The sequence below is a fragment of the Bradyrhizobium sp. LB13.1 genome (assembly GCF_054056815.1).
The window spans coordinates 1,758,520-1,779,103 of record NZ_JBSRYQ010000001.1; the positions used below are offsets into that span (position 1 = coordinate 1,758,520).

At 64.3% G+C, this 20,584-nt stretch carries 19 protein-coding genes and 2 pseudogenes; 8 read left to right on the forward strand and 13 right to left on the reverse strand.

What is annotated here, in order from left to right:
• Position 1: 1 nt before the first annotated feature.
• The gene (locus tag ACVWYI_RS08255; RefSeq protein ID WP_247339416.1) at positions 2–1,150 is read right to left on the reverse strand and encodes an acyl-CoA dehydrogenase family protein; all 1,149 of its coding nucleotides are present in this window, start codon (positions 1,148–1,150) and stop codon (positions 2–4) included.
• A gap of 5 nt (positions 1,151–1,155) precedes the next feature.
• The gene (locus tag ACVWYI_RS08260; protein ID WP_247339418.1) at positions 1,156–2,010 is read right to left on the reverse strand and encodes an enoyl-CoA hydratase; all 855 of its coding nucleotides are present in this window, start codon (positions 2,008–2,010) and stop codon (positions 1,156–1,158) included.
• A gap of 185 nt (positions 2,011–2,195) precedes the next feature.
• On the opposite strand from ACVWYI_RS08260, the gene ACVWYI_RS08265 reads away from it, so the two are divergent.
• Genes ACVWYI_RS08265 through ACVWYI_RS08275 form a run of 3 tightly spaced genes read left to right on the forward strand, consistent with a single transcriptional unit; the run spans position 2,196 to position 4,193 of the window.
• Positions 2,196–2,798 (forward strand): LemA family protein, encoded by a 603-nt coding sequence (locus ACVWYI_RS08265; RefSeq protein WP_247339419.1) that lies wholly within the window; start codon positions 2,196–2,198, stop codon positions 2,796–2,798.
• Between the two features lie 15 nt (positions 2,799–2,813).
• The gene (locus ACVWYI_RS08270; RefSeq protein WP_247339420.1) at positions 2,814–3,692 is read left to right on the forward strand and encodes a TPM domain-containing protein; all 879 of its coding nucleotides are present in this window, start codon (positions 2,814–2,816) and stop codon (positions 3,690–3,692) included.
• A gap of 3 nt (positions 3,693–3,695) precedes the next feature.
• Positions 3,696–4,193: a TPM domain-containing protein gene (locus ACVWYI_RS08275; RefSeq protein ID WP_247339421.1), complete on the forward strand. Its 498-nt coding sequence runs from the start codon at positions 3,696–3,698 to the stop codon at positions 4,191–4,193.
• 157 nt (positions 4,194–4,350) lie between these two features.
• On the opposite strand, the gene ACVWYI_RS08280 is transcribed toward ACVWYI_RS08275, so the two are convergent.
• Positions 4,351–5,163: an MBL fold metallo-hydrolase gene (locus ACVWYI_RS08280; protein WP_247348749.1), complete on the reverse strand. Its 813-nt coding sequence runs from the start codon at positions 5,161–5,163 to the stop codon at positions 4,351–4,353.
• The gene (locus ACVWYI_RS08285) at positions 5,160–5,531 is read right to left on the reverse strand and encodes a Crp/Fnr family transcriptional regulator (RefSeq protein ID WP_247348750.1); all 372 of its coding nucleotides are present in this window, start codon (positions 5,529–5,531) and stop codon (positions 5,160–5,162) included. Before ACVWYI_RS08285 ends, ACVWYI_RS08280 begins: the two co-directional genes overlap by 4 nt.
• Before the next feature lie 289 nt (positions 5,532–5,820).
• On the opposite strand from ACVWYI_RS08285, the gene ACVWYI_RS08290 reads away from it, so the two are divergent.
• The 3 genes and pseudogenes from ACVWYI_RS08290 to ACVWYI_RS08300 all read left to right on the forward strand — a co-directional run bounded on the left by ACVWYI_RS08290 (position 5,821) and on the right by ACVWYI_RS08300 (position 8,657).
• Positions 5,821–6,819, forward strand: a complete 999-nt coding sequence (locus tag ACVWYI_RS08290; protein ID WP_247348857.1) for a hypothetical protein — start codon at positions 5,821–5,823, stop codon at positions 6,817–6,819.
• 94 nt (positions 6,820–6,913) lie between these two features.
• Positions 6,914–8,465 (forward strand): annotated as a pseudogene (locus tag ACVWYI_RS08295) (hypothetical protein).
• Between the two features lie 27 nt (positions 8,466–8,492).
• The gene (locus ACVWYI_RS08300) at positions 8,493–8,657 is read left to right on the forward strand and encodes a hypothetical protein (protein WP_354105337.1); all 165 of its coding nucleotides are present in this window, start codon (positions 8,493–8,495) and stop codon (positions 8,655–8,657) included.
• A 9-nt stretch (positions 8,658–8,666) separates the two neighbouring features.
• On the opposite strand, the gene ACVWYI_RS08305 is transcribed toward ACVWYI_RS08300, so the two are convergent.
• From ACVWYI_RS08305 to ACVWYI_RS08325, 5 genes and pseudogenes are all read right to left on the reverse strand, one after another.
• Positions 8,667–9,314 (reverse strand): glutathione S-transferase family protein, encoded by a 648-nt coding sequence (locus ACVWYI_RS08305; protein ID WP_247348754.1) that lies wholly within the window; start codon positions 9,312–9,314, stop codon positions 8,667–8,669.
• 144 nt (positions 9,315–9,458) lie between these two features.
• Positions 9,459–10,664, reverse strand: coding sequence for a CaiB/BaiF CoA transferase family protein (locus tag ACVWYI_RS08310; protein WP_247348755.1), 1,206 nt, complete (start codon positions 10,662–10,664; stop codon positions 9,459–9,461).
• A gap of 300 nt (positions 10,665–10,964) precedes the next feature.
• A pseudogene (putA, locus tag ACVWYI_RS08315) lies at positions 10,965–12,861 on the reverse strand (bifunctional proline dehydrogenase/L-glutamate gamma-semialdehyde dehydrogenase PutA).
• On the reverse strand, positions 12,858–13,388 hold the full coding sequence (locus tag ACVWYI_RS08320; RefSeq protein WP_456661657.1) for a proline dehydrogenase family protein: 531 nt from the start codon (positions 13,386–13,388) through the stop codon (positions 12,858–12,860). The pseudogene putA and the gene ACVWYI_RS08320 overlap by 4 nt, the downstream one beginning before the upstream one ends.
• Positions 13,357–13,968, reverse strand: coding sequence for a hypothetical protein (locus tag ACVWYI_RS08325; RefSeq protein WP_456661658.1), 612 nt, complete (start codon positions 13,966–13,968; stop codon positions 13,357–13,359). The genes ACVWYI_RS08320 and ACVWYI_RS08325 overlap by 32 nt, the downstream gene beginning before the upstream one ends.
• Positions 13,969–14,082: 114 nt before the next feature.
• Here ACVWYI_RS08325 and ACVWYI_RS08330 point away from each other — a divergent pair, with 114 nt between their 5' ends.
• Positions 14,083–14,544 carry an Lrp/AsnC ligand binding domain-containing protein gene (locus tag ACVWYI_RS08330; RefSeq protein ID WP_247348759.1) on the forward strand — a complete coding sequence of 154 codons (462 nt, stop codon included), beginning with the start codon at positions 14,083–14,085 and terminating at the stop codon, positions 14,542–14,544.
• Positions 14,545–14,715: 171 nt separating this feature from the next.
• On the opposite strand, the gene ACVWYI_RS08335 is transcribed toward ACVWYI_RS08330, so the two are convergent.
• The 4 genes from ACVWYI_RS08335 to ACVWYI_RS08350 form a co-directional block, all read right to left on the reverse strand.
• The gene (locus tag ACVWYI_RS08335; protein WP_007596519.1) at positions 14,716–14,916 is read right to left on the reverse strand and encodes a cold-shock protein; all 201 of its coding nucleotides are present in this window, start codon (positions 14,914–14,916) and stop codon (positions 14,716–14,718) included.
• 208 nt (positions 14,917–15,124) lie between these two features.
• Positions 15,125–15,433, reverse strand: a complete 309-nt coding sequence (gene sorB / locus ACVWYI_RS08340) for a SorB family sulfite dehydrogenase c-type cytochrome subunit (protein WP_247348761.1) — start codon at positions 15,431–15,433, stop codon at positions 15,125–15,127.
• Between the two features lie 11 nt (positions 15,434–15,444).
• Entirely contained in the window at positions 15,445–16,644 is a 1,200-nt protein-coding gene (gene sorA / locus ACVWYI_RS08345) for a SorA family sulfite dehydrogenase catalytic subunit (RefSeq protein ID WP_247348762.1), read from the reverse strand.
• A gap of 327 nt (positions 16,645–16,971) precedes the next feature.
• A complete protein-coding gene (locus ACVWYI_RS08350) occupies positions 16,972–18,705 on the reverse strand; it encodes an adenylate/guanylate cyclase domain-containing protein (RefSeq protein WP_247348763.1) in 1,734 nt (577 codons plus the stop codon).
• A gap of 343 nt (positions 18,706–19,048) precedes the next feature.
• Between ACVWYI_RS08350 and ACVWYI_RS08355 the strand changes: the two genes are divergently transcribed.
• Positions 19,049–20,578, forward strand: coding sequence for a glycosyltransferase family 39 protein (locus tag ACVWYI_RS08355; RefSeq protein WP_247348858.1), 1,530 nt, complete (start codon positions 19,049–19,051; stop codon positions 20,576–20,578).
• The last annotated feature ends 6 nt before the right edge of the window (positions 20,579–20,584 follow it).

The following is a 20,584-nucleotide window of genomic DNA, read 5'->3' on the forward strand; positions in this document are numbered from 1 at the left end:
GTCAGGCAGGCACGACGTTGCGGCCGAGCTGGGCGTGGCGGCCATAATGGTGAGCGCTGCCGCCGAACAGCGTGTCGAAGGCGACCAGCCGCTTGAAGTAGGCGCCGACCTCGAGCTCCTCGGTGACACCCATGCCGCCGTGGAGCTGGATCGACTGCTCGCCGATAAAGCGCGCACATCTGCCGATCTTCGCCTTCGCGCCCGACGCGGCCCGCGCGCGCTCGACTGGATTGGCATCGACCTTCAGCGCGGCGCGCAGCGCCATCGAGCGCGACTCGTCGACCTGCACCGCCATGTCGGCGAGGCGGTGGCGGATCACCTGGTTGGCCGAAAGGGGCCGGCCGAACTGCTTGCGGATTTTTGTGTACTCCAGCGTGGTCTCCAGGAGCACCTGCATGATGCCGACGGCCTCGGCGTCGAGCGCGGCCATGGCGCGATCGACGGCCCATTCGATCGCGGGGAGCGCGTCGTGTCCGTCACCGAGCAAGGCGGCTTGCGGCAGTTGCACGTCCGACAGTTCGATATTGCAGGCGCGCCCGCCGCCCAGGCGCTCATAGTCGCTGACGGCAACGCTCGGCGTCTTTGCCGGCACCAGGAACAGGCCGATGCGGCCGGAGGGGCCCTGATAATCATGGATATGCGCGGAGACGATGATCTCGCCGGCGGCGTGGCCGTCGAGCACCGCAACCTTGCTGCCGGAGAGTCGCCAGCCTTGCGCCGTCTTGTTGGCAATGGTCGCGACCTTGGCGAGATCGAACCGCGCCGCGCGCTCCGAATGCGCAAAGGCGAGTTTCAGCGATCCGTCGGCGACCTTCGGCAGGATTGCCTGCTTCTGCACCGTGCCGCCGCATCGCTCGACCAGTGCTGCGCCAAGCACCACCGTTGCGATATACGGCTCCGACACCAGCCCGCGGCCAAAGGCTTCCGTCAAAATGCCGATCTCGACCGCGCCGCCGCCGAGCCCGCCAAACTCTTCCGCGATCGGCAACGCCAGCCAGCCCAGCTCGGCGAATTGCTTCCACACCGCCGGGCTGAAGCCGAGCGGATCGTTCGCCATCTTGCGGCGGTGATCGGCATCATAGCTTCCGGCCACGAAGCGCTCCGCGCTCTCGCGCAGCAGACGTTGCTCGTCACTGAGATTGAGATCCATCGTGTCTACTCCGCGGCTGCCGGCGGCTTGCGCACGGAGGGATGCAGGCCGGATGGATCGACCACCATTCCGAATTCCTGAAGATTATGCGCGTGGCAGAGCTGATGCAGCGCAAAGGCCTGGTCGATCGCCGCCGGCTGGCCCATCACATCGACCGAGCGGTTCACGGCTTCCTTGGTCAGCTTCAGCGCAAAGGACGGTTTTGATGCGATTTTGCGCGCCAGCGACAGGACGGCGGATGAAAGCTCTGCGCGCGGCACGACCCGGTTGACCATCCCGAGTTGATGCGCCTCCTGTGCACTCCAGCTATCGGCGGTGAACAGAAACTCCTTGGCCTTGCGCGGGCCGAGCTCCCAGGGATGCACGAACCATTCGACGCCGCAGACGCCCATGGTGACCACGGGATCGCAGAACTGCGCATCGTCGCTGGCGAGGATGAGATCGCAGGCCCATGCCAGCATCAGGCCGCCGGCGATGCACTTGCCGTGCACCTCCGCAATTGTCGGCTTGGCGAGGTTGCGCCAGCGCCGCGTGATCTGGAGATAGATCTCCTGCTCGCGCGCGAAGCGGCCATGGGCGTTTGGTTCAGCGAAGCCGCCCCAATTTCCGATCGGCGGAAAATCGACACCCGCAACATTCTTGCTGCCGGGGCGCAGATCATGCCCTGAGGAGAAGTGCGGACCGTTGCCGGCGAGAATGATCACCTTGACCGCATCGTCCTGCACCGCCTCATCGAACGCGGCGTTGAGATCGTAGGTCATTTGCAGGTTCTGCGCGTTGCGCGCGTCGGGCCGGTTCATCACGATCCTCGAGATCGCCGGCTCCGGCCTCTCCACGAGGATGGTCTCGAACGAGGTCATCGCGTTCCCCCCGGCGTTTCCGTCTTGGTATTATTGTTCTCTTGAGTTGACTATTACAGCCGGGATTAAGCAAGGGGCTTGCGTAAATCGGCTGCTTTTCGCAAGCCTCGGCCTGCTCGCAAGATGTCTGGCGTCTCGCGCGTGCAATCTGATAGTTTGCGCAAGATTCCACCGGGAGAAATTTGATGCGCAAGATCCTGACCGTGCTGGCGGCGCTGGCCTCGCTGAGCCTCACCAATTGCGGCTACAACGCCATCCAGAGCGAGGACGAGCAGATCAAGGCCAACTGGTCCGAGGTCGTGAACCAGTATCAGCGCCGCGCCGATCTGGTGCCCAACCTCGTCAACTCGGTGAAGGGTTTTGCGCAGCAGGAGAAGGACGTGTTGCTCGGCGTCACCAATGCCCGCGCCAAGGTCGGCAGCATCCAGGCGACGCCCGAGGTACTGAACGATCCCGCCGCATTCCAGAAATTTCAGGCCGCCCAAAGCGAGCTCTCCGGCGCGCTGTCGCGACTGCTCGTGGTCACCGAAAACTACCCGCAGCTCAAGTCGGATGCGCTGTTCAAGGATTTGATGTCGCAGCTCGAAGGCACCGAGAACCGCATCACGGTGGCGCGCAATCGCTACATCAAGGCGGTGCAGGATTATAACGTCACCATCCGCTCATTCCCGAACAACCTCACTGCGATGATGTTCAGCTACAAGGAGAAGCCGAACTTCTCGGTCGCAAACGAGAAGGAAATCTCGACCGCACCGAAGGTCGATTTCAATCCGGCGCCCTCGAAGTAAGGGCATTCGACCCCGATGCGTGCCGCCAAGGCCCTCCTGCTCGCGCTTGCGCTGATATGGCCGTTCGCTGCCTCAGCCGATGTCGCCGTGCCGCAACTGACCGGCCGCGTGGTCGATCAGACCGGCACGCTCTCCAGCGGCGACATCGCCGCGCTGTCGCAAAAGCTGCAGGACTTCGAGACGCGCAAGGGCAGCCAGCTCGTCGTCCTGATCGTGCCGACGACGGAGCCGGAGACGATCGAGCAGTTCGCGATCCGCGTTGCGGAGGCCTGGAAGATCGGGCGCAAGAAGGTCGACGACGGCGCGATCCTGGTGGTCGCCAAGGGCGACCGGCATTTGCGCATCGAGGTCGGTTACGGCCTCGAGGGCGCGCTCACCGACGTCACCTCGCGCCGCATCATTGACGAAGACATCACGCCGAAATTCAGGAGTGGCGATTTCGCCGGCGGCATCGCGGCGGGCGTCGATCGCGTGATCCGCGTCATCGACGGCGAGCCGCTGCCGACGCCCTCGCGCAGCGTGAATTTCGGCAACTGGAACGACATCGAGCCGCTTTTCTTCTTCCTGCTGTTCGGCCCGCTGGTCATCGGCGGGATCCTGCGCTCCATGTTCGGGCGGCTATTCGGTTCGGGGATAACTGGAGCGATCGTTGGTGTCCTCGCCTGGTTCGTGATCGGCTCTGCAGTCATCGGGTTGGGCGTCGGTGTGCTTGGCGCTATCCTGACGTTTATCGCCGATCTGTTTGGGGCGGGATCGGGCACGGGGTCCTCGCGCGGCCGCTCCTGGTCGAGCGGCTCGTCATCCGGCGGCTGGAGCAGCGGATCGTCGTCGAGCGGTGGCTTCAGCGGCGGTGGCGGCAGTTTTGGCGGCGGCGGCGCCTCGGGGAGCTGGTAGGTCATGAGCATGAAGCGCATCACCCGGCATCTGCTCCAGCACCATTGGCGTGCAAAGTGGGTGTTTCCAAAAGGGGTGCTCGACCGCATCGAGCAGGCGATCAAGCGCGGCGAAGCCATGCATTCCGGCCAGGTCCGGTTCGTCGTCGAAGGCGCGCTCGACGGCGGGCCGCTGTTTCGCAATCAGCCGGCGCGCGAGCGCGCGCTCGACGTGTTCTCGCATTTGCGGATCTGGGACACTGCGCACAACAACGGGGTCCTGATCTATCTCCTGCTCGCCGACCGCGATGTCGAGATCGTCGCCGATCGCGGCATCGACGCGAAGGTTGATGTGAAGCGCTGGGAACAGATCTGCCGCGCGATGGAAGCCGAGTTCGGATCTAGCCAGTTCGAACGCGGCGTGATCGGCGGCATCGAGGCCGTGTCGCAGGAGCTGGCGCGGCATTTCCCGCCGAGCGGCCAGCTCCCGAACGAACTGCCGGACGCACCGGTGGTGATGTAGCCCCGGCTGATAGCCCCACACTCCGTCATTGCGAGCGCAGCGAAGCAATCCAGACTGTCGCCGCGGAAAGATTCTGGATTGCTTCGCTGCGCTCGCAATGACGATGTTGAAGCCCCGTGCTTCTTTTGCGAAAAGGCACACGTGACCGCACGCCCACCTAATCATCCAGCTTGTTCAAATCGCGCACCGACTGCATGATCGGCTCGAAGTTCGAGCGCGCATCCAGTGCGTCGAACAATTGTGCGGTGTCCTCCAGTAAGCCGTGTGACCTCGCAATCGCAATGCGGACGTCCTCCTGTGGCGTGTCCGACAGCCGCCCGTGTCCCGACAGCAATATCTTCGAATTCAGCCCCTTGAGCCGCTCCAGTGACTGGATGTAGTCGGCGATGCTGCCCGAGCCGAACACGCCGCCCATCACGCCGCCGGGCATGAGCGTATCGGCGGCAAACAGCAGGCCTTTGTCCTGGTCGTACAGCGTGATGCAGGCCGAGGTGTGCCCCGGCGTGTGCATCACGTTGAGACGGAAATTGCCGAGGTCGATCAGATTGCCTTCCTCTAGCCAGATGTCGATATTGATCGGCACGTTCGGCTCGTTGAACATCTTCCGCAGCATCGAGAAGTCGTCGCGCAGCATGATCTTGTTGGCGGCAAGCCGATGGGCGGCGACAAAAGTGCGGCGCTCGTTGAAGTGCCAAGCGGCACCGATGTGGTCGAGATGCTCGTGGCTCAGCACCACCATGTCGATCTTCTCCGGCGGGCAGCCGGCGAAGTTGAGACATTCCACCATCGCAGGGTAATTCGACGACAGCCCGACATCGATCAGGATGGTGCGCGCCGAGCCGCGAACGAGATAGACGTTGGCGGCGCGGTTGGAGAAGCGAATTTGATAGACGTCGTCCGCCGCCTGGATCAGCGAGCAGATGTCGTTCTTCATCAGGATTGGAAACGAAGTGGGCTTGCGCTCGCTCATGACTGCGCTGCCCGGTAGGTGACATCGTTGGACGCGCGCAGGCGTTTGGAGAGTGCATCCATCACCATCAGCGCAAAGGCCGGTTGCTGGCTGACGAGATAGACGAAGCGGGCGTGATTGATTCTCATCACTTTCGTGCTCGGCGCTGCCGCGATTGCGGTCGCCGAGCGCGCCGAGCCGTCAATCACGGCCATCTCGCCAAAGAATTCGCCCCTGCCGAGCTTGACGATGGTGGTCTTGCTGGCGCCGCTCAGCTTGGCGATCTCGACTTCGCCGTCGAGCACGACGAACAGCTCCCGGCCGGTCGAGCCCTCCTCGAAGATGATGTCATCGACGCCAAACTCGTTGATGCACTTCTCGATCGCCATGACACCCCCAAGGGCCTTCTGCAGCCGTTCTGGCTGACAGGACAGTCATGTTAGCCGGGTAACAGGAGCGGGCAAACAGCCCGTTCGGAGAGAGCGTGGCCTGCCGCAGGGCAGCATTCGCTGACGATTTGTTGCACGCCGCCACACCGGTTCCACTTTGCCGGCCAAATTCGGCCCCGGATGAGTTCCTAAAATTTTGGTAAGCGGGTCCGCAGGTAAGGAATTCGCAAGCAATGAAAGTTACCAAAAAGTCAACCGAGACTGGAGTATTTGAGCCGTGAGCGAACCAATGCCCGAGCAGGCCGTCCAGGATACTGGCGCCGTTGAAGCCGCAGCGACCGTGCCGCAGGCCGTCGCGGCTGCTGCCGGTATCGAGGCCCCCTCGATCGCCCCCGACCACGAGACGCCGCCCAAGCCTGATCCAGTGAAGCCTGATCCAGTGAAGCCTGATCCGGTCAGGGTCGAGCTGCCAAAAATCGAGGCATCGAGGCTCGATGTGCCGAAGCTCGAACCCAGGGCAGAGACCAAGCCCGAGCCAAAGCCCGGCAAGCTCATCGTCATGGCGCCCGCGGAGCGGTCCTGGGACCGCGAAGAATTTGCCCCGCATGTGAAGGCCGACGAGCCGCGCGAGGCCGGCGGCAAGCGCCGCCTGTCGGCTATGGCAGCTGTGGTGGCGATCGCGGCCAGCGTCGGCGCGATCAGCGGCGCGCTCGCGACCGCCGGCATGATGCACTTCGCAAGCCCCGCGCCGGCGCAGGTCGCCGACACCAGCGCGCTGGAATCCTCGGTCGCCCGGATCGACGCCGATGTCGTCGCGCTCAAGGCGAATGTCGAGCACACCTCCAAGACCGGTCTGGGTCAGTTCAACCGGACCAACGACCGTCTCGAGAAGCTCGAGAAAGCGCAGGCCGAGCCGATGGCCAAAATCGCAAAGCTGTCCGAGTCCGTCGACAAGCTCCGTGCCACCCCGCCCGCGGCGCCCAACCAGGCCGCGGCCGCCGTGCCCGCCAGGGAGACCACCGGCTCGATCGCGCCGACCCAGGCTGCGACCGCCGCAGCCGCGCCGGCTCCTGCCGCACCCAAGACCGAGATCGGCCGGCTGCCGACGGTTGAGGGCTGGGTGCTGCGCGACGTCTCCAACGGCGGCGCGCTGGTCGAGGGCCACAATGGCCTCTACGAGGTCTATGCCGGTGACCCCATCCCCGGGGTCGGCCGCGTCGATGCGATCCGCCGCCAGGACGGCCGCTGGGTGGTCGTCACCAGCAAGGGGCTGATCGTCGCGCGCTGAGCGACTGATATCCGAATTCCAAAGAGGCGCTTCACCACGATGTGAAGCGCCTTTTTTGCTTGAATAGCCGTCCCCGCGCGGTGTTACCTAAGGCATGAACCGCGCGTTGCGAATTCTCGTTGCTGCCGTCGTATTTTTTGGCGGCGTTGTTTCGCTTTTGGCGGCAGAGACCGCGTCACTCACGCGCGGCACGGCGATCACCGATCCCGATCTCCTGCGCAAGCTCGACCAGCACGATGCACTCACGATCTCGCGCCTGCTGTGGCCGGAGCGGAACGCGAACTTTCCGCTGACGACCGATCTGATGTTTTCGTGGTTGTCGCAGCTCAAGGAAATTCCCCCAGCAATCGACGCGGAACTCGACCGCTACGTGGCCCGGCAAAAGGCGGCCTATCCGACCGAGACCATCGGGGTCGGCGAAGGCTTTGACGTGCAATTGTTCGATCGGGCCAATCTGAAATCCCGCGATACCCGGTTCGTGCTGGCCGGCATCGTCAACCGCATGGACCGTGCCTACGTCGCAGAAGACTCGTGCGGCGAGATCAGGCTGATCTACCGTCTTGCGCGTTTCGAGACCAAACCGGACGGCAGCAGGGCAGCAACGCGGCTGCCGATGACGCTCAATCTGGTGATGAAGGCGCGCGATGCGCGCCAGACGGACGAGAGCGGCAAGCCGGTCACCTGCGCCGAGGTCGCGCGACGGTGGCTGGACAATGGCGACTGGCAGGGGCTGATCGGCAGCAGCTTCTATCCTTACGATGCGATGCTCGACCGCATCGAGACCAACATTCAGATCTCGGTTGCAGCGAAATCGGCGCTGCATGATTTCCGCTCCGACTATCTGCTCAAGGTGTTCAAATACGACGCGACCACAAAGCGGTTCGAGGAATCGACGCTGGAGAACCAGATCGACCGTGACCGCATCCTCGCCGACCACGATCTCTGGCGCGACCTCAGGGATTGGCTGCTCGCGCCCGATCATCTTCGCGACTTCGACCGCGGCACGGTGATGATCCCTGAAAAATTCCTGGCCAAGGCTGCGGTGGTGCCGACGCCCGCCGGCCTCGATGCTTCCTCGTTGCAGCCGGAGTTCGGCATGATGCAGAGGGGAGCGCAAGGAAGAGGGCAAAGGCGAGCCTGTTTTCACCGACAATGACGTGGTCAGTGCGCTGAAGCAGGCGGCTGCGCGCGGCATCGACTTGCAGAACGTCCGCTCGGTCGCAGGCTTCCAGCGCCGCCTCAACGACGTCACCTGTGCCGGCTGCCACCAGACCCGCGGCATCGGCGGCTTCCATTTCCCGGGCGTCGATTTGCTTGCGGACAAGCCGTCCAACTCCGGCATCGTGACGGCCTCGCCGCATTTTCTCGGCGACCAGGTCCGCCGCCGCGACATCCTGACCGCGTTTGCCGCGGGCAAACGTCCTGATTTCTCACGTGGATTTGCCAGCCGGCCGCAAACCCGGGGCAATAGCGAGTTGGCCGGGACCGAGTATCAGGACGGCTGGGGCGCGCATTGTTCCCTGGAAAATGCGGGATCGGGATCGGCCGACAGGAGTTTTACGTCATGGAGCTGTGCTAAAGGTTTGACCTGTCAGGCTGCCGCGGCCTCGCGCCGCATCGGCATGTGTTTCATCAAGACGCGTTAGCGCTATCTCCAGCCGGTTTGGATGACCATGACGGACTCCAGCGAAGCCAACAAGGAGCGCAATCGCGAGATCGCGCGCAATGAGGAAGCCAAGCAGGTCACCGGCAGCGTCCGCGTCAGCATTTCGGCGGTCGCGGTCGTCGTCATCATCGGCGGGATTCTGTTCACGCTCGGCTGGCTGGCGCTGCGATAGCGAGCGCCTTCACTTCGCGTAATTCGTCATCCGCTTGCCGGGCAGCAGCTCGTAGGCCGGCTGCCAGCCGGGGAGTGCGGCCATGCGGTCGAGCCAGGCGTGGATGGCGGGATAGCTCGTCGCGAAATCAAAACCGTGCTCGTCGCTCGGATAGTGCAGATAGGCCATCATCGAGATATCGGCGACCGTGGGCCTGGCGCCGATCGCGAATTCATTGTGTTGAAGATGGCCGTCGAGAATACCGAGGAAATCCTCGAGCCGCCGGCGAAAGTGCTTCAGCACCTGCGGATCGTTGTTTTGCGTGAAGGCGCGCATGAAGCGGTAGGTCGCCATGTAGCCGGTGAGCTTGTGATTGTCCCAGAACAGCCAGCGCAGCAGATCAAATTTTTCCTCCGCCGTCTCCCCGCCGAAACGGCCGTATTGTTCGGCGAGCTTGAGCAGGACCGGCGCGGTCTGCGTCATCTTCACGCCGTCGACTTCGAGCACAGGAATCTCGCCCATCTCGTTCACGCTCTTGCGCCATTCCGGCGTACGCGTGACGCCGCCGCCAAAGTCGGTCCAGACCGGCTCGAATTTCTCGCCGCAAAGCGTCAGCATCAGCGCCAGCTTGTAGCTGTTGCCGGATTCGGGGAAGTAGTGCAGGCGGTAGCTGGGCATGGGACCTCAGGGGATGATGCCGTGAGGTTATAGCGAGATCACTCCACGCCGTCATTGCGAGCGCAGCGAAGCAATCCAGAAATGCATCCGCGGAGGGACTCTGGATTGCTTCGCTGCGCTCGCAATGACGGGCGCCGGCGTCCCTTACCCCACCGCCCCCTTCGACCGCAGCTGCTTGATCGCGGCCTCGTCGTATCCCGCGGCACGCAAAATCTCGTCACTGTGCTCGCCAACGCCGGGCGGCTTGCGCGGCTGCACTTTCTTGGCGCCGTCGATCCAGATCGGGCTGGAGATGGTGAGCATGGTGTCGTTCTCGAACGGCACCAGAACCTCGTTGTCGAGCATCTGCTTGTCGTTCGGAATGTCGTCCAAAATGCCCACGATGCCGAATACAAGGCCGTTGCCATCGAGGAGCTTGCGCCATTCGGCGAGATCCTTGGTCGCAAAGGTCTCGTCAAATATCTTGATCAGCTCGACCGAGCGGGCGTGACGATCGGGTTTGGTGGCGAAACGCGGATCGGTGATGAGGTCTTCACGGCCCAGACACTTGGCCAGCGTCGGAAACTGCTTCTCCTCGCTCAGCAGCGACAGGATCAGCCAGCGGCCATCCTTGCATTGATAGTGGTTGGCGACCGCGTTCAACGCGCGTTCGCGCGGCCGCCGCTCGGCGAACTTGGCGCCGCAGAGCTTTGCCTGCGCCAGCACGCTCGCAGCCCACACGCCATTCGCCATCAGGTTTGAGGCGACATGCGAGCCCTTGCCGGTCTTCTCGCGCTGATACAGCGCGGTGACGATGGCTCCATAGAACGCCATGGCGCAGGGATGGTCGCCCATGCCGGCGACCGAACGGGCCGGCGTCGTGTCGGTATCGGCGCGGACGAGATCCATCAGGCCGGAGCGCGCCCAATAGGCGTTGCTGTCGAAGCCGGGTTTGTTGGCTTCCTCGCCCTTCTCGCCATAGCCGGTGAAGGAGGCGTAGATCAGCCGGTCATTGAGATGGGCGAGGTGATCATAGGTGATGCCGAGCTTTGTCCGCACCGGCGGCGGCATGTTGGTGATGAAGACGTCGGCCTCTTCCACGAGCTTGTAGAGCACGGCCTGCGCTTCCGGCTTGGAGAGGTCGAGCGCGATGCTCTTCTTGTTGCGGGCCTCCAGCAGCCAGGCGAAATTGTGCTCGCTGCTCGGATAGCCCGGAATGTTGGGCAGATTGCGGTAGGGATCGCCGGCGCCGGGCGGCTCGATCTTGACGACATCGGCGCCGAAATCCGACAGCACGGTCGCGGCCGCGGGCGCTGCGATGAAGCTCGCGCAGTCCAGAACCTTGAGCCCTGCAAAAATGCCCTTTTCCATCGCGGCGTTGCTCCCTCACTCTTGTTGTTTCCGCGCGCTGGAATGGCGCGGGGCACGTCATGGGCAGCATTAGACCGATGTTTTGCCGGGATGCAACGGCGCCGGGCGCAGGGCTTTGCTGCGGTGTCCCGTCACCCTGAGGTGGCCGCTTCTTTAGCGGCCCTCGAAGGGCGACGGCCCGGCTGCATCTAGGCCGTCCATCCTTCGAGGCTCCCCATGGTGCACTTCGCGCCCCACGGCTCGCACCTCAGGATGACGGAACTGAGGTCGCGCGTTGTTGTGAGGGCTCCAGAAGCAGCCTCACTCATCCCCTGCGAGCAGGGCGGCGTTGCCGCCGGCTGCTGCGGTGTTGATCGTCACGGTCTGCTCGGTCGCAAAACGCGCGAGGTAGTGCGGGCCACCGGCTTTCGGGCCGGTTCCGGACAGGCCGTTGCCGCCGAACGGCTGCACGCCGACCACGGCGCCGATCATGTTGCGGTTGACGTAGATGTTGCCGATCTGGAGACGATCGATGATCGACTCGATCGTATCGTCGATGCGGGAATGGACGCCGAGCGTCAGCCCGTAGCCGCTGCGCTCGATGGCTTGCAGGACGCGTTCGAGATTTTCGGCTGGGTAGCGCACGACATGCAGGATCGGGCCAAACACCTCCTCGGTGAGCTGGCCGGCATCCCTGAGCTCGAAAATATGCGGCGCGACGAAGCAGCCCTCCGGGGCGGTGCCGGCAAAGTGCAGCCGCGCCGCGGTCTTCATTCGCGCGAATATGCGCATCGAGGCGCTGCTTGGCCTCAACGTCGACTACCGGACCGACATGGGTCGCGACGTCGCTCGCGTCGCCGATCTTCAGCTCGCGCGCCGCACCCGCGATCATCTCGATCATGCGGTCGGCGACGTCCTCCTGCACGAACAGCAGCCGCAGCGCCGAGCAGCGCTGGCCGGCAGAACGAAACGCCGAGGTGACGACGTCGTCTGCGACCTGCTCGGGCAACGCAGTCGCATCCGCGATCATGGTGTTGATGCCGCCGGTCTCCGCGATCAACGGCACGATGGGCCCATCCTTGGCCGCCAGCGCCCGATTGATGCTGCGCGCGACCTCGGTCGAGCCGGTGAAGACGATTCCGGCGATATCAGGGTGCGCGGCCAGCGCGGCGCCGATCCGGCCGTCACCGGTGACGAGCTGCAGCGCGCTTGCGGGGATGCCGGCCTCGTGCAGCAGCCGCACCGCCTCAACCGCGATGCGCGGGGTCTGCTCGGCGGGTTTTGCGACCACGCTGTTGCCGGCGATGAGCGCGGCCGTGACCTGGCCCAGGAAAATCGCCAGCGGAAAATTCCATGGCGAGATGGCCACGAAGACGCCGCGGCCGCGCATGGCGAGCGTGTTGCTCTCGCCGGTTGGGCCCCGCATCGCGACCTCGTTGCCGAACAGCTTGCGGCCCTGCGCGGCATAATAGCGGCAGAAATCGGCGGCCTCGCGCAGCTCCGACAGCGCATCGTCGAGCGTCTTGCCGCCCTCGCGTTGCAGCAGTGCAATGAAATGGGGCGCGCAGTTCTCAAGAAGATGCGCGGCCTGCTCGAGCGCTGCCGCGCGCGCGGCTGCCGGAGTCCGGCTCCAGGCGGCAAAGCCCGCGCGCGCCGCGGCCACTGCCGCGTTGGCCTGATCCGGCGTTGCCTCAGTGACAGGCTTGAGGTCGGCCGTCTCGGCCTCGACGTCCGCCAGCAACCGGTCGAGCGCTGCGCGCGCGCCGAATTCGACGCCGCGCGAATTGCGGCGCTCCGGCGCGTAGAGATCGCAGGGAAGCGGAATTTTTGGATGGGCCGCCTGCTGCGGCCGGACGATGGCGTCGGCCGGGCGTTGCAACAGCGCCGGGAGCGGCACACGATAATCGGCCGCTTGGGCTACGAAGGAGGAATTGGCACCGTTCTCCAACAGGCGCCGCACCAGATAGGCAAGCAGGTCGCGATGGCTGCCGACCGGCGCATAGGTGCGGTAGGCAATGTCGGGGTGATCCTTGGCAAACTGCTCGTAGAGCGCCTCGCCCATGCCGTGCAGGCGCTGGAATTCGAAGCCGCCGCTCTCGCCGGCAAGCTCCAGAACGGTCGCGACGCTCAGCGCGTTGTGGGTGGCGAATTGCGGGAAGATGCGCGGCCGCAGACTCAAAAGCTTTTGAGCACAGGCGACGTAGTTCAGATCCGTCATCGTCTTGCGCGTGAACACGGGATAGCCGTCGAGCCCGCGCTCCTGCGCGCGCTTGATCTCGGTGTGTCCCAATAGGCGCCTTTCACCAGCCGCACCATCAGCTTGCGGTCATGCGCGCGGGCGAGCGCATCGACATAGTCGATCACGGCGCTTGCGCGCTTCTGATAGGCCTGGATCGCGAGTCCGAACCCGTCCCAACCGGCAAGGGAGGGATCGGCGAGCGTTGCCGCGATCACGTCGAGCGACAGCTCCAGCCGGTCGGCTTCCTCGGCATCGACGGTGAAGTTGAGATCATGGGCCCTGGCGCGCTGCGCGAGGTCCAGCAGTTGCGGCACCAGCTCGCGCATCACGCGGTCGCGGCTGATCGCCTCGAAGCGTGGATGCAGCGCCGAGAGTTTGACGGAGATGCCGGGCCGGTCGGGCAGGGGATGGTTACCGGCCGCCTTGCCGATCGTCTCGATGGCACTGGCATAGGCGTCGAAATAGCGCTTGGCGTCAGTGGCCGTGCGCGCGCCTTCGCCGAGCATGTCGAAGGAATAGCGCGGTGTCTCGCCGGAGCGCGGCCCGGCCCCGCTCCAGCGCCTGCTCGATGGTCTCCCCCAGCACGAAATGATTACCCATCAGCCGCATCGCCTGGCGCGTGGCGGTGCGCACGGCCGGCGCGCCCAGCCGCTTCACCAGTCGGCCGATGGTGCCGTCGGGCGTCTCGCCGGGCTGGATCACCCGTGCCGAGAGGCCGAGCGCCCAGGCCGAGGCGTTGACCAGGAAGGCGGTGGACCTGGTCTCGTGATGGATGAAGTCGCCTTCGCCCAGCTTGTCCTCGATGAACTGGTCGGCGGTGCGCGCGTCCGGCACGCGCAGCAGCGCCTCGGCCAACACCATCAAGGCGAGGCCCTCCTTGGTCGAGAGCGCGAACTCCCGCAGCATGTCCTCGACCCCACCAAGCCGGTCGTCACGCTTGCGGATGGCCTCGATCAGCCGCGTCGCGGTGCGATCGATCCGCGCCTCCTGTGGCGGGTTGAGATGTGCAGCCGGCAAAAGCCGCGCGGCGATCTCAGCATCATCGGGCGCGTAAGCGGCGGAGAAGGGAGGCGGAATGTTCGGCATGGCGTGTCCTGTGGCTGGAATCCAGGATAATGCCCGCGCTACCATAGCTCGATAGACAAATTAGCTGATTTGCCTTAGAAAATGAAGCATACCAGCAACTTGGCCTTACAAAAGATGGAACTTGATCGAACCGACCGGAAAATCCTCTATATTTTACAGCAGGATGGGCGCATCGCCAATGTCGAGCTCGCCGAACGCATCGGGCTGTCTCCGACCTCGATCGGCGAACGGCTGAAGCGGTTGCAGCGCGAGGGCTTTATCGAGGGCTATGGCGCGCGGCTCAACCCGCACCGGCTCGGCCTCGGGCTCCTGGTGTTCGTCGAGGTGCTGCTCGACAAGACCACGCCGGATAATTTCGAGCGTTTTGCGCGCGCGGTGAAACTCGCGCCCGAAGTGCTGGAGTGTCACATGGTTGCCGGCGGCTTCGACTATCTTGTGAAGGCGCGGCTGGCGGACATGACCGCGTATCGGCGTTTCCTCGGCGAGACCTTGCTGTCGATGCCGGGCGTGCGCGAGACGCGAACCTATGCGGTGATGGAAGAGATCAAGCGCGACGCACCGTTGCCGGTGGATTAACGAAGTGCTGTCGCGATTGTCATTGCTGCGGCGTTGAACGAGCGGTGTTCGCGGGGAAAATAGTTCTCCGTGTGCAATCGCAACGCCTGTCGTCGAATGCACTGACCGTCTTCTAAAATTCTCTTGGCCCGGCTCCCGGATCGACCCGGGAGGTAGCAAAAGCTGGCGGGCTTATACTTTGAGGTTCTCTGCGGAGCTTTTGCCTCGGTTTGCGATCTCTTCGTATTCCACCGTCTGTCCTTCGTTCAGGGACGACAGACCGGCTTTCTGCACTGCCGAGATATGCACGAACACATCCTTGCCGCCCGACGCAGGCTGGATAAATCCATAACCCTTCGTCGGGTTGAACCACTTGACCGTACCTTTAGCCATCACGACTTCTCCGCGGGTCTTCCTCCGAGATATCGAACCGCCAGTCCCCGCCAACCGGCCGGTTCGGTCCTAATACGATACGCGGAATGTCGTTGGCTTGGTAGCTCAAACCACATCGGCCTTTCGCCGAATTCCGCTCAACTTCGCGGCGTTTTTGCCGGTTTTGCCCGTTTCGCGGTCAATCGGTCCGCGCGCCGCGCGCCATCCGTCAATAAGTCGCGGCCAGGTAATCGACGATCTTGCCGACATCGGCATCGTCGATCGGCGCGCCATAGACCTTGATCATCTTTGTGACCTCGGCCTGCCAAAAACCTTTCTTGTCCTTCATCGGCGGCTGCGTGTTGATGTAGTCGGAGGAGTGGCAGGCCGTGCAATTGCCCTGAACCACTTCAAGATTGGGCCCGGGCTTGAACGCCGCGACCTCATCGGGGGTCTTGTAGTTGACCGGTGCTGCAATTGCCGAACCCACTACGGCGGCGAGGGCGAGCGTGATGGCGGGGAAAACGGTGCGCTGCATGATCATTCCCCTCAGGCCACGGTGACGCGGACGGTTTCGACGACGTTGCGTAGATAGCCCGCCGGATTCCAGCGCGGTGTATCCGGCTGGGTTTCGCCGCCATTGCCGGTGGCGCGCACCTTGAGCTCGTGGGAGCCGGCCGCGAGCTTCACCGGCAGCTTCCATTCACGGAACGAGTATTTGCCAATATCCTTGCCGAGCCTGGCGCTGGTCCAGGTCTTGCCGCCGTCGGTGGAGACCGCGACTTCCTTGATGCCCTTGCCGCCATCGAAGGCGATGCCGCGCAGCGTCGTGCCGCCAGCTTTCAGCTTGGCTCCGTCACTGACGCTGGTGATGAAGGAGCGAAGGGTGAAGCGGTTGATCGGGATCGTCGCCTTCGGCGCGGTGCCGGGCTCGATCGCATTGTTCGGGGTATCCGGAATGCGATAGGCCGACTTCATCCAGAAGCCGTCATAGACATTGTCGATGACGGTGATCTCGTTGAGATGCTTGACCCAGTAGGTGCCGTAATAACCGGGCACGATCAGGCGCAGCGGGAAGCCGTTGAGGAACGGCAGATCCTCGCCGTTCATGCCATAGGCCAGCATCACCTCGCCGTCGGTGGCATGGTCGAGGTCGAGCGCCTTGGCGAAATCCGGAGTCTTATCGCTGACCGGGCCGTCCAAGCCCCCGAACACGACTTGCTTGGCGCCGGCCTGCACGCCCGCCATCTCCAGCACGGCCTTTAGCGGCACGCCGCGCCAGCGCGCATTGCCCATCGCGCCGTTGGCGAGTTGGCCGCCGGCGACGCGCGGCTCGACGAGGCCGCGGCTGTTGCCGGAGCACTGGTTGACGGCGACGATCTCGCTCGCCTTCATTTTCTTGATGTCCTTGAGCGACAGCTTGAGCGGCTTGTCGACCTTGCCCTTGATCTCGAGCGTGAACTTGTCGGGGTCGAGATTGTAGGGCAGGTCGGAAAGGTGATAGCGCACGAAGAACGCGTTGTTCGGCGTGATCGGGCCATCGTTGAACACCGCGAACGGCGTCTCGAGCTGCGGCGGCCGGGCGGTCAGGCCGATCATCGGCCGCTTCTGTGGATATTTCACCAACGGCCGGTCGCCATTGGCGAAGGGCAGGGTGACGGTGTCGAGTGCCAGCGCCTTGCTTGAATTCAGTGCGGCCGTAATAGCGGCAAGGCCCGCTCCTTTGAGCAGGTCGCGTCGATCGAACATGTGGTCTCCTCCCGGAGCTTGTCGTTGGATCGCGGTCATCACCGCGTTCCTGCGCTCATCTGTCGCAACGACTCAGTTGAAGTCAATTCGTGCTTTCGCAGCAGGCCCATGCCGCTGCGTTGCAGCAAGCCGGTGTTACGTTTGTAACGAGATTGAGCCGAGCCGTAGCCGCAGGCGACGGTGCACCTCTCCCGCTTGCGGGAGAGGTCGCGCCGAAGGCGCGGGTGAGGGCTTTCTCCTCTCAGGGATTGTCCCTACGCGGAGACACCCTCTCCCCAACCCTCTTATCTCCCGCAAGCGGGAGAGGGAGCGCACCTCTCGCGCGGCTTACGCGGCCACGCGCTCGCTCCGGTCAACGAGCGCCGACAGCTCCCTGGCGTCCGCGACGACGCGCACGGCCATCGGTTCGTCGCGGCCACGGATCGCGACCTCGTGCTGCGGCAGCGCGTCGTCGGCGAGGCCCGCGGTGCGGCGGACTTCCTCCGAGACGATCGCTTCGCAGGCCAGTGTCTTGGTCATGTCCTGGAGGCGGGCCGCGACGTTGACGGCATCGCCCAGTGCCGTGAAGACGATGTGATCCCGATAGCCGATGTCGCCGACGATGACCTCGCCGCCGTGAATGCCGATGCCGAAGCGGATCGGCTGGCGCAGATCGTGGCCCAGCAGCTCGTTGAGCTCGTCGATTTGCGTGGCGATCCCGGCGGCGGCCTTCAGCGCCTGCCGGCAGGCGTTCTGCGGATCGGCGGAGAGCCCGAACAGCGCCAGCATGCCGTCGCCGACGAACTGGTTCGGCTGGCCGCCGTTCTCGATCACGGCCTGCGAGACGGCGCCGAGGAAGCGGTTGACGATGAACACGGTATCGAACGGCAGCCGCTTCTCGGCCAGCTGCGTCGAGCCGCGCATGTCCACGAACAGGCTGACGAGATAGCGCTCCTGGCCGATTCTGGCGGGCGTCGAGGCCTGCGCGTTCGCCGATAGAGTATGCGAGGTGAAGAGCTGGAAGAAGGAGAGGTCCGATGTCGGCCGCAGCTGGCAGGCCAGCCTGATCGATGGATCGCTGGTGCCGACACGGGTGAGCACGAACGCCTCGCGCTGCGACGGCTCGGGCAGGGCGCCATGATCGCCGATGATGCGGATGCGGCAGGTCGAGCAGCGGGCGCGGCCACCGCAGACGCTCGCATGCGGCAGATTGTGACGCAGGCTCGCTTCCAGCACGGAGAGGCCCTTGGGAACGCGCACCGTCTTGCCGTTGCCGTAGGACAGCGCGATCATGCCACCGCGCCGCTCGCGCAAGGCGCGTGCGCCGCGCGCCAGCAGCGCCAGCCCCAGCAGTCCGAGATAGCCGGCGGTGAGGCCGCCGGTGATGCGGTCGAGCGTCGCGGCCTCGGCGGCGGTGCCGACCTGGCGGTGCGTGAGATTATGCGTCCGCCATTCCCCGTCGTCGGCCTCGACCTCGACGCTGCGGCCACCCTGGTAGACACCAAGCAGCGACAGCGTCGGGATCAGCACAGCCGCCGCGAGCAGATAGGGCGCCGCGCGCGTGAAGAATGATTTGAGGCGGAGCCAGAAAAAGATGCCGATGCAGCCGTGCACCCAGGCAATGATCAGCAGGATCGTCATGGTCCAGATTCGGTTCGACGCGACGAAGAACAGATAGAGTTCCTGCGGATAGAGTTTTTGGTGTCCGTACAGCGTCTGGCCGAGCCGCACGCCGATCACATGCGCCATGACCAGCGCGGGGATGCTTAAGCCCAGCACGAGTTGCAGCGGCTCGACCGTCCGCCAGCGGAACTGCCGGCGCTGATACAGCGCGTAGATGCCGAGCCCCATATGCGTGAGCGCCGCCGCGTAGAACACGATCGCAACCGGCAGGAACTGCCAGAACAGCGTGTGGTAATAGACTCCGATCTCCATGGCATCGACCGAGATGTTGCCGAGCGCATGGTTGAGGAAATGGCTGACCACATAGGCGAACAAAATGACGCCGCAGACCAGCCGCACCTGCCGCAAGCTGATGGCGCGGGAAAGCTCGAAAAATCGTGAGGATGCGGTGGCGGCCATGATTCTGTTCTATCAGTTCATGAAGGAGAACAGCCAGCGTCGCGTTTAATTCCGGGGCTGGACAGCTTGCGGGATCACATACGCGGCACGGTTACGAAATCGTAGGTTGGGCCGAGGCGCCTTGGCGCCGTGCCCACCAATCGGCACTTAGGGTGGCCGCGCTTCGCTTTGCCCACCGGTCTCCTCGTCGGGGCTGGGATCGTCGCTCGCTTGTCCGGCGCGACACCAGGTGCACGGTACCCCCGCATTGACTCCCCGTCCCAGGTTGGCGAAAAGCGCGGCCGTGACGACAGCTCCCGATATCACCGTGCTCCCCAATGGCGCCGCGCGCCGGCCACTCGTCATGGCCGCTGCGATCATTGCCGCGATGACGCTGCTGCGCATCGTCTACGCCTCCGCGATCGAGCTGCGCACGGATGAGGCCTATTACTGGACCTGGTCGCAGGAGACAGCGCTCAGCTTCCTCGATCACCCCCCGGGCATCGCCTGGCTGATCCGGTTCGGCACCGCCATCTTCGGCGACACCACGCTCGGTGTGCGCTTCGGCGGCATCGTCGCGATGCTGGTGACGCAGCTCCTGCTCGCCGATATCGTCCGCCGCCTCACCCATGATGTGCGCGCCGTCGTGCTCGCGGTGCTGATGCCGGAGGCCGCGCTCTACTACGGTCTGCTGATGGCCAAGGTCGCGCCCGATGTCGCCATGATCCCGTTTGCGGTGGCGATGATATGGTCCCTGGTGCGGCTTGCGCAGGGCGGCGACGGCCGCTGGTGGCTTGCGGCCGGCCTGTTCGCCGGGTTGGCGATGCTGTCGAAATTCACCGTGATCATGTTCGCGCCGGCGGTTGCCGCCTTTCTGCTGGTGCCGGATTGGCGCTGGCGCTGGCTGCGCAGCCCCTATCCGTACCTCGCGGTCCTGATCGCAATCGCGGTGTTCTCTCCGGTCCTGATCTGGAACGTGCAGCACGACTGGGCCGCTATCCGCTTTCAGGGCGTGCGCGCCACCACCAGCTACGGCATCTCGCTCCGCACCTTCGGCGATTACATCGGCCTGCAATTCGGGCTGGTCGGTTTCGTCATGCTGCCGGTGGTGCTGACGGGGCTGGTGCTGACGGCTTGGCGCGGCTATCGCACGCGCGAGCCGGTCGCGATTTTGCTGTCGACCGCGGTCTTGGTGCCGTTCTTCTATTTCCTGGCGAAATCGCTGACGCTTCGGGTCGGCGACACCTGGCCGATGTTCATGTGGCCGGTCGGCTTCGCCGCTGCCGCTGTCAACCTCACCATGATGACGCGTGAAAAATGGTCGGCGCGGATGCTCAGATCGTCGCTGTTCTGGGTCAACACGGCGGTGGTGTCGGGCATCGCTTTCGTCGTGGTCGTGTTCCTCTATTACGTCGCCGCGCCCTGGAATTTGCTCGGCAAGATCGATCCGATCGGTGCCGAGTCCGGTTACGAGCAGGTCGCAGCGCGCGCGCAGGCCGCGCTGGATGAGACCGGCGCAACCTGGATCGCAACCACGGACTACCGCACCTACGCCATGATGCGCTGGCTGTTCAGGGGCCGCGTGCCCGTGATCGAGATCAACGAGCGCGGCCGCTTCCAGGATTTCCGCGATCCCGGCATGGACCGGATCAGTGACCACGCGGGCATTTATGTCGGGCGAGAGCCGGACAATCGCTCATCGCTATGGGATTCGATCCCGGCCAAGCGCGAGCAACTCGGCCAGGTCGAACGACGCTGGCGCGGCCTCGTGATGGACAATTATGTGGTGGAGAAGCTGACTGGCTGGACCCCGGAGCTGTCGCCGCCGAAGGACTCGCCGCTATTCCAGTGGCGCGTGCTGGCGGGCGAGTTCGAGAAGCGCGTGTTAGCCTGACGAGGG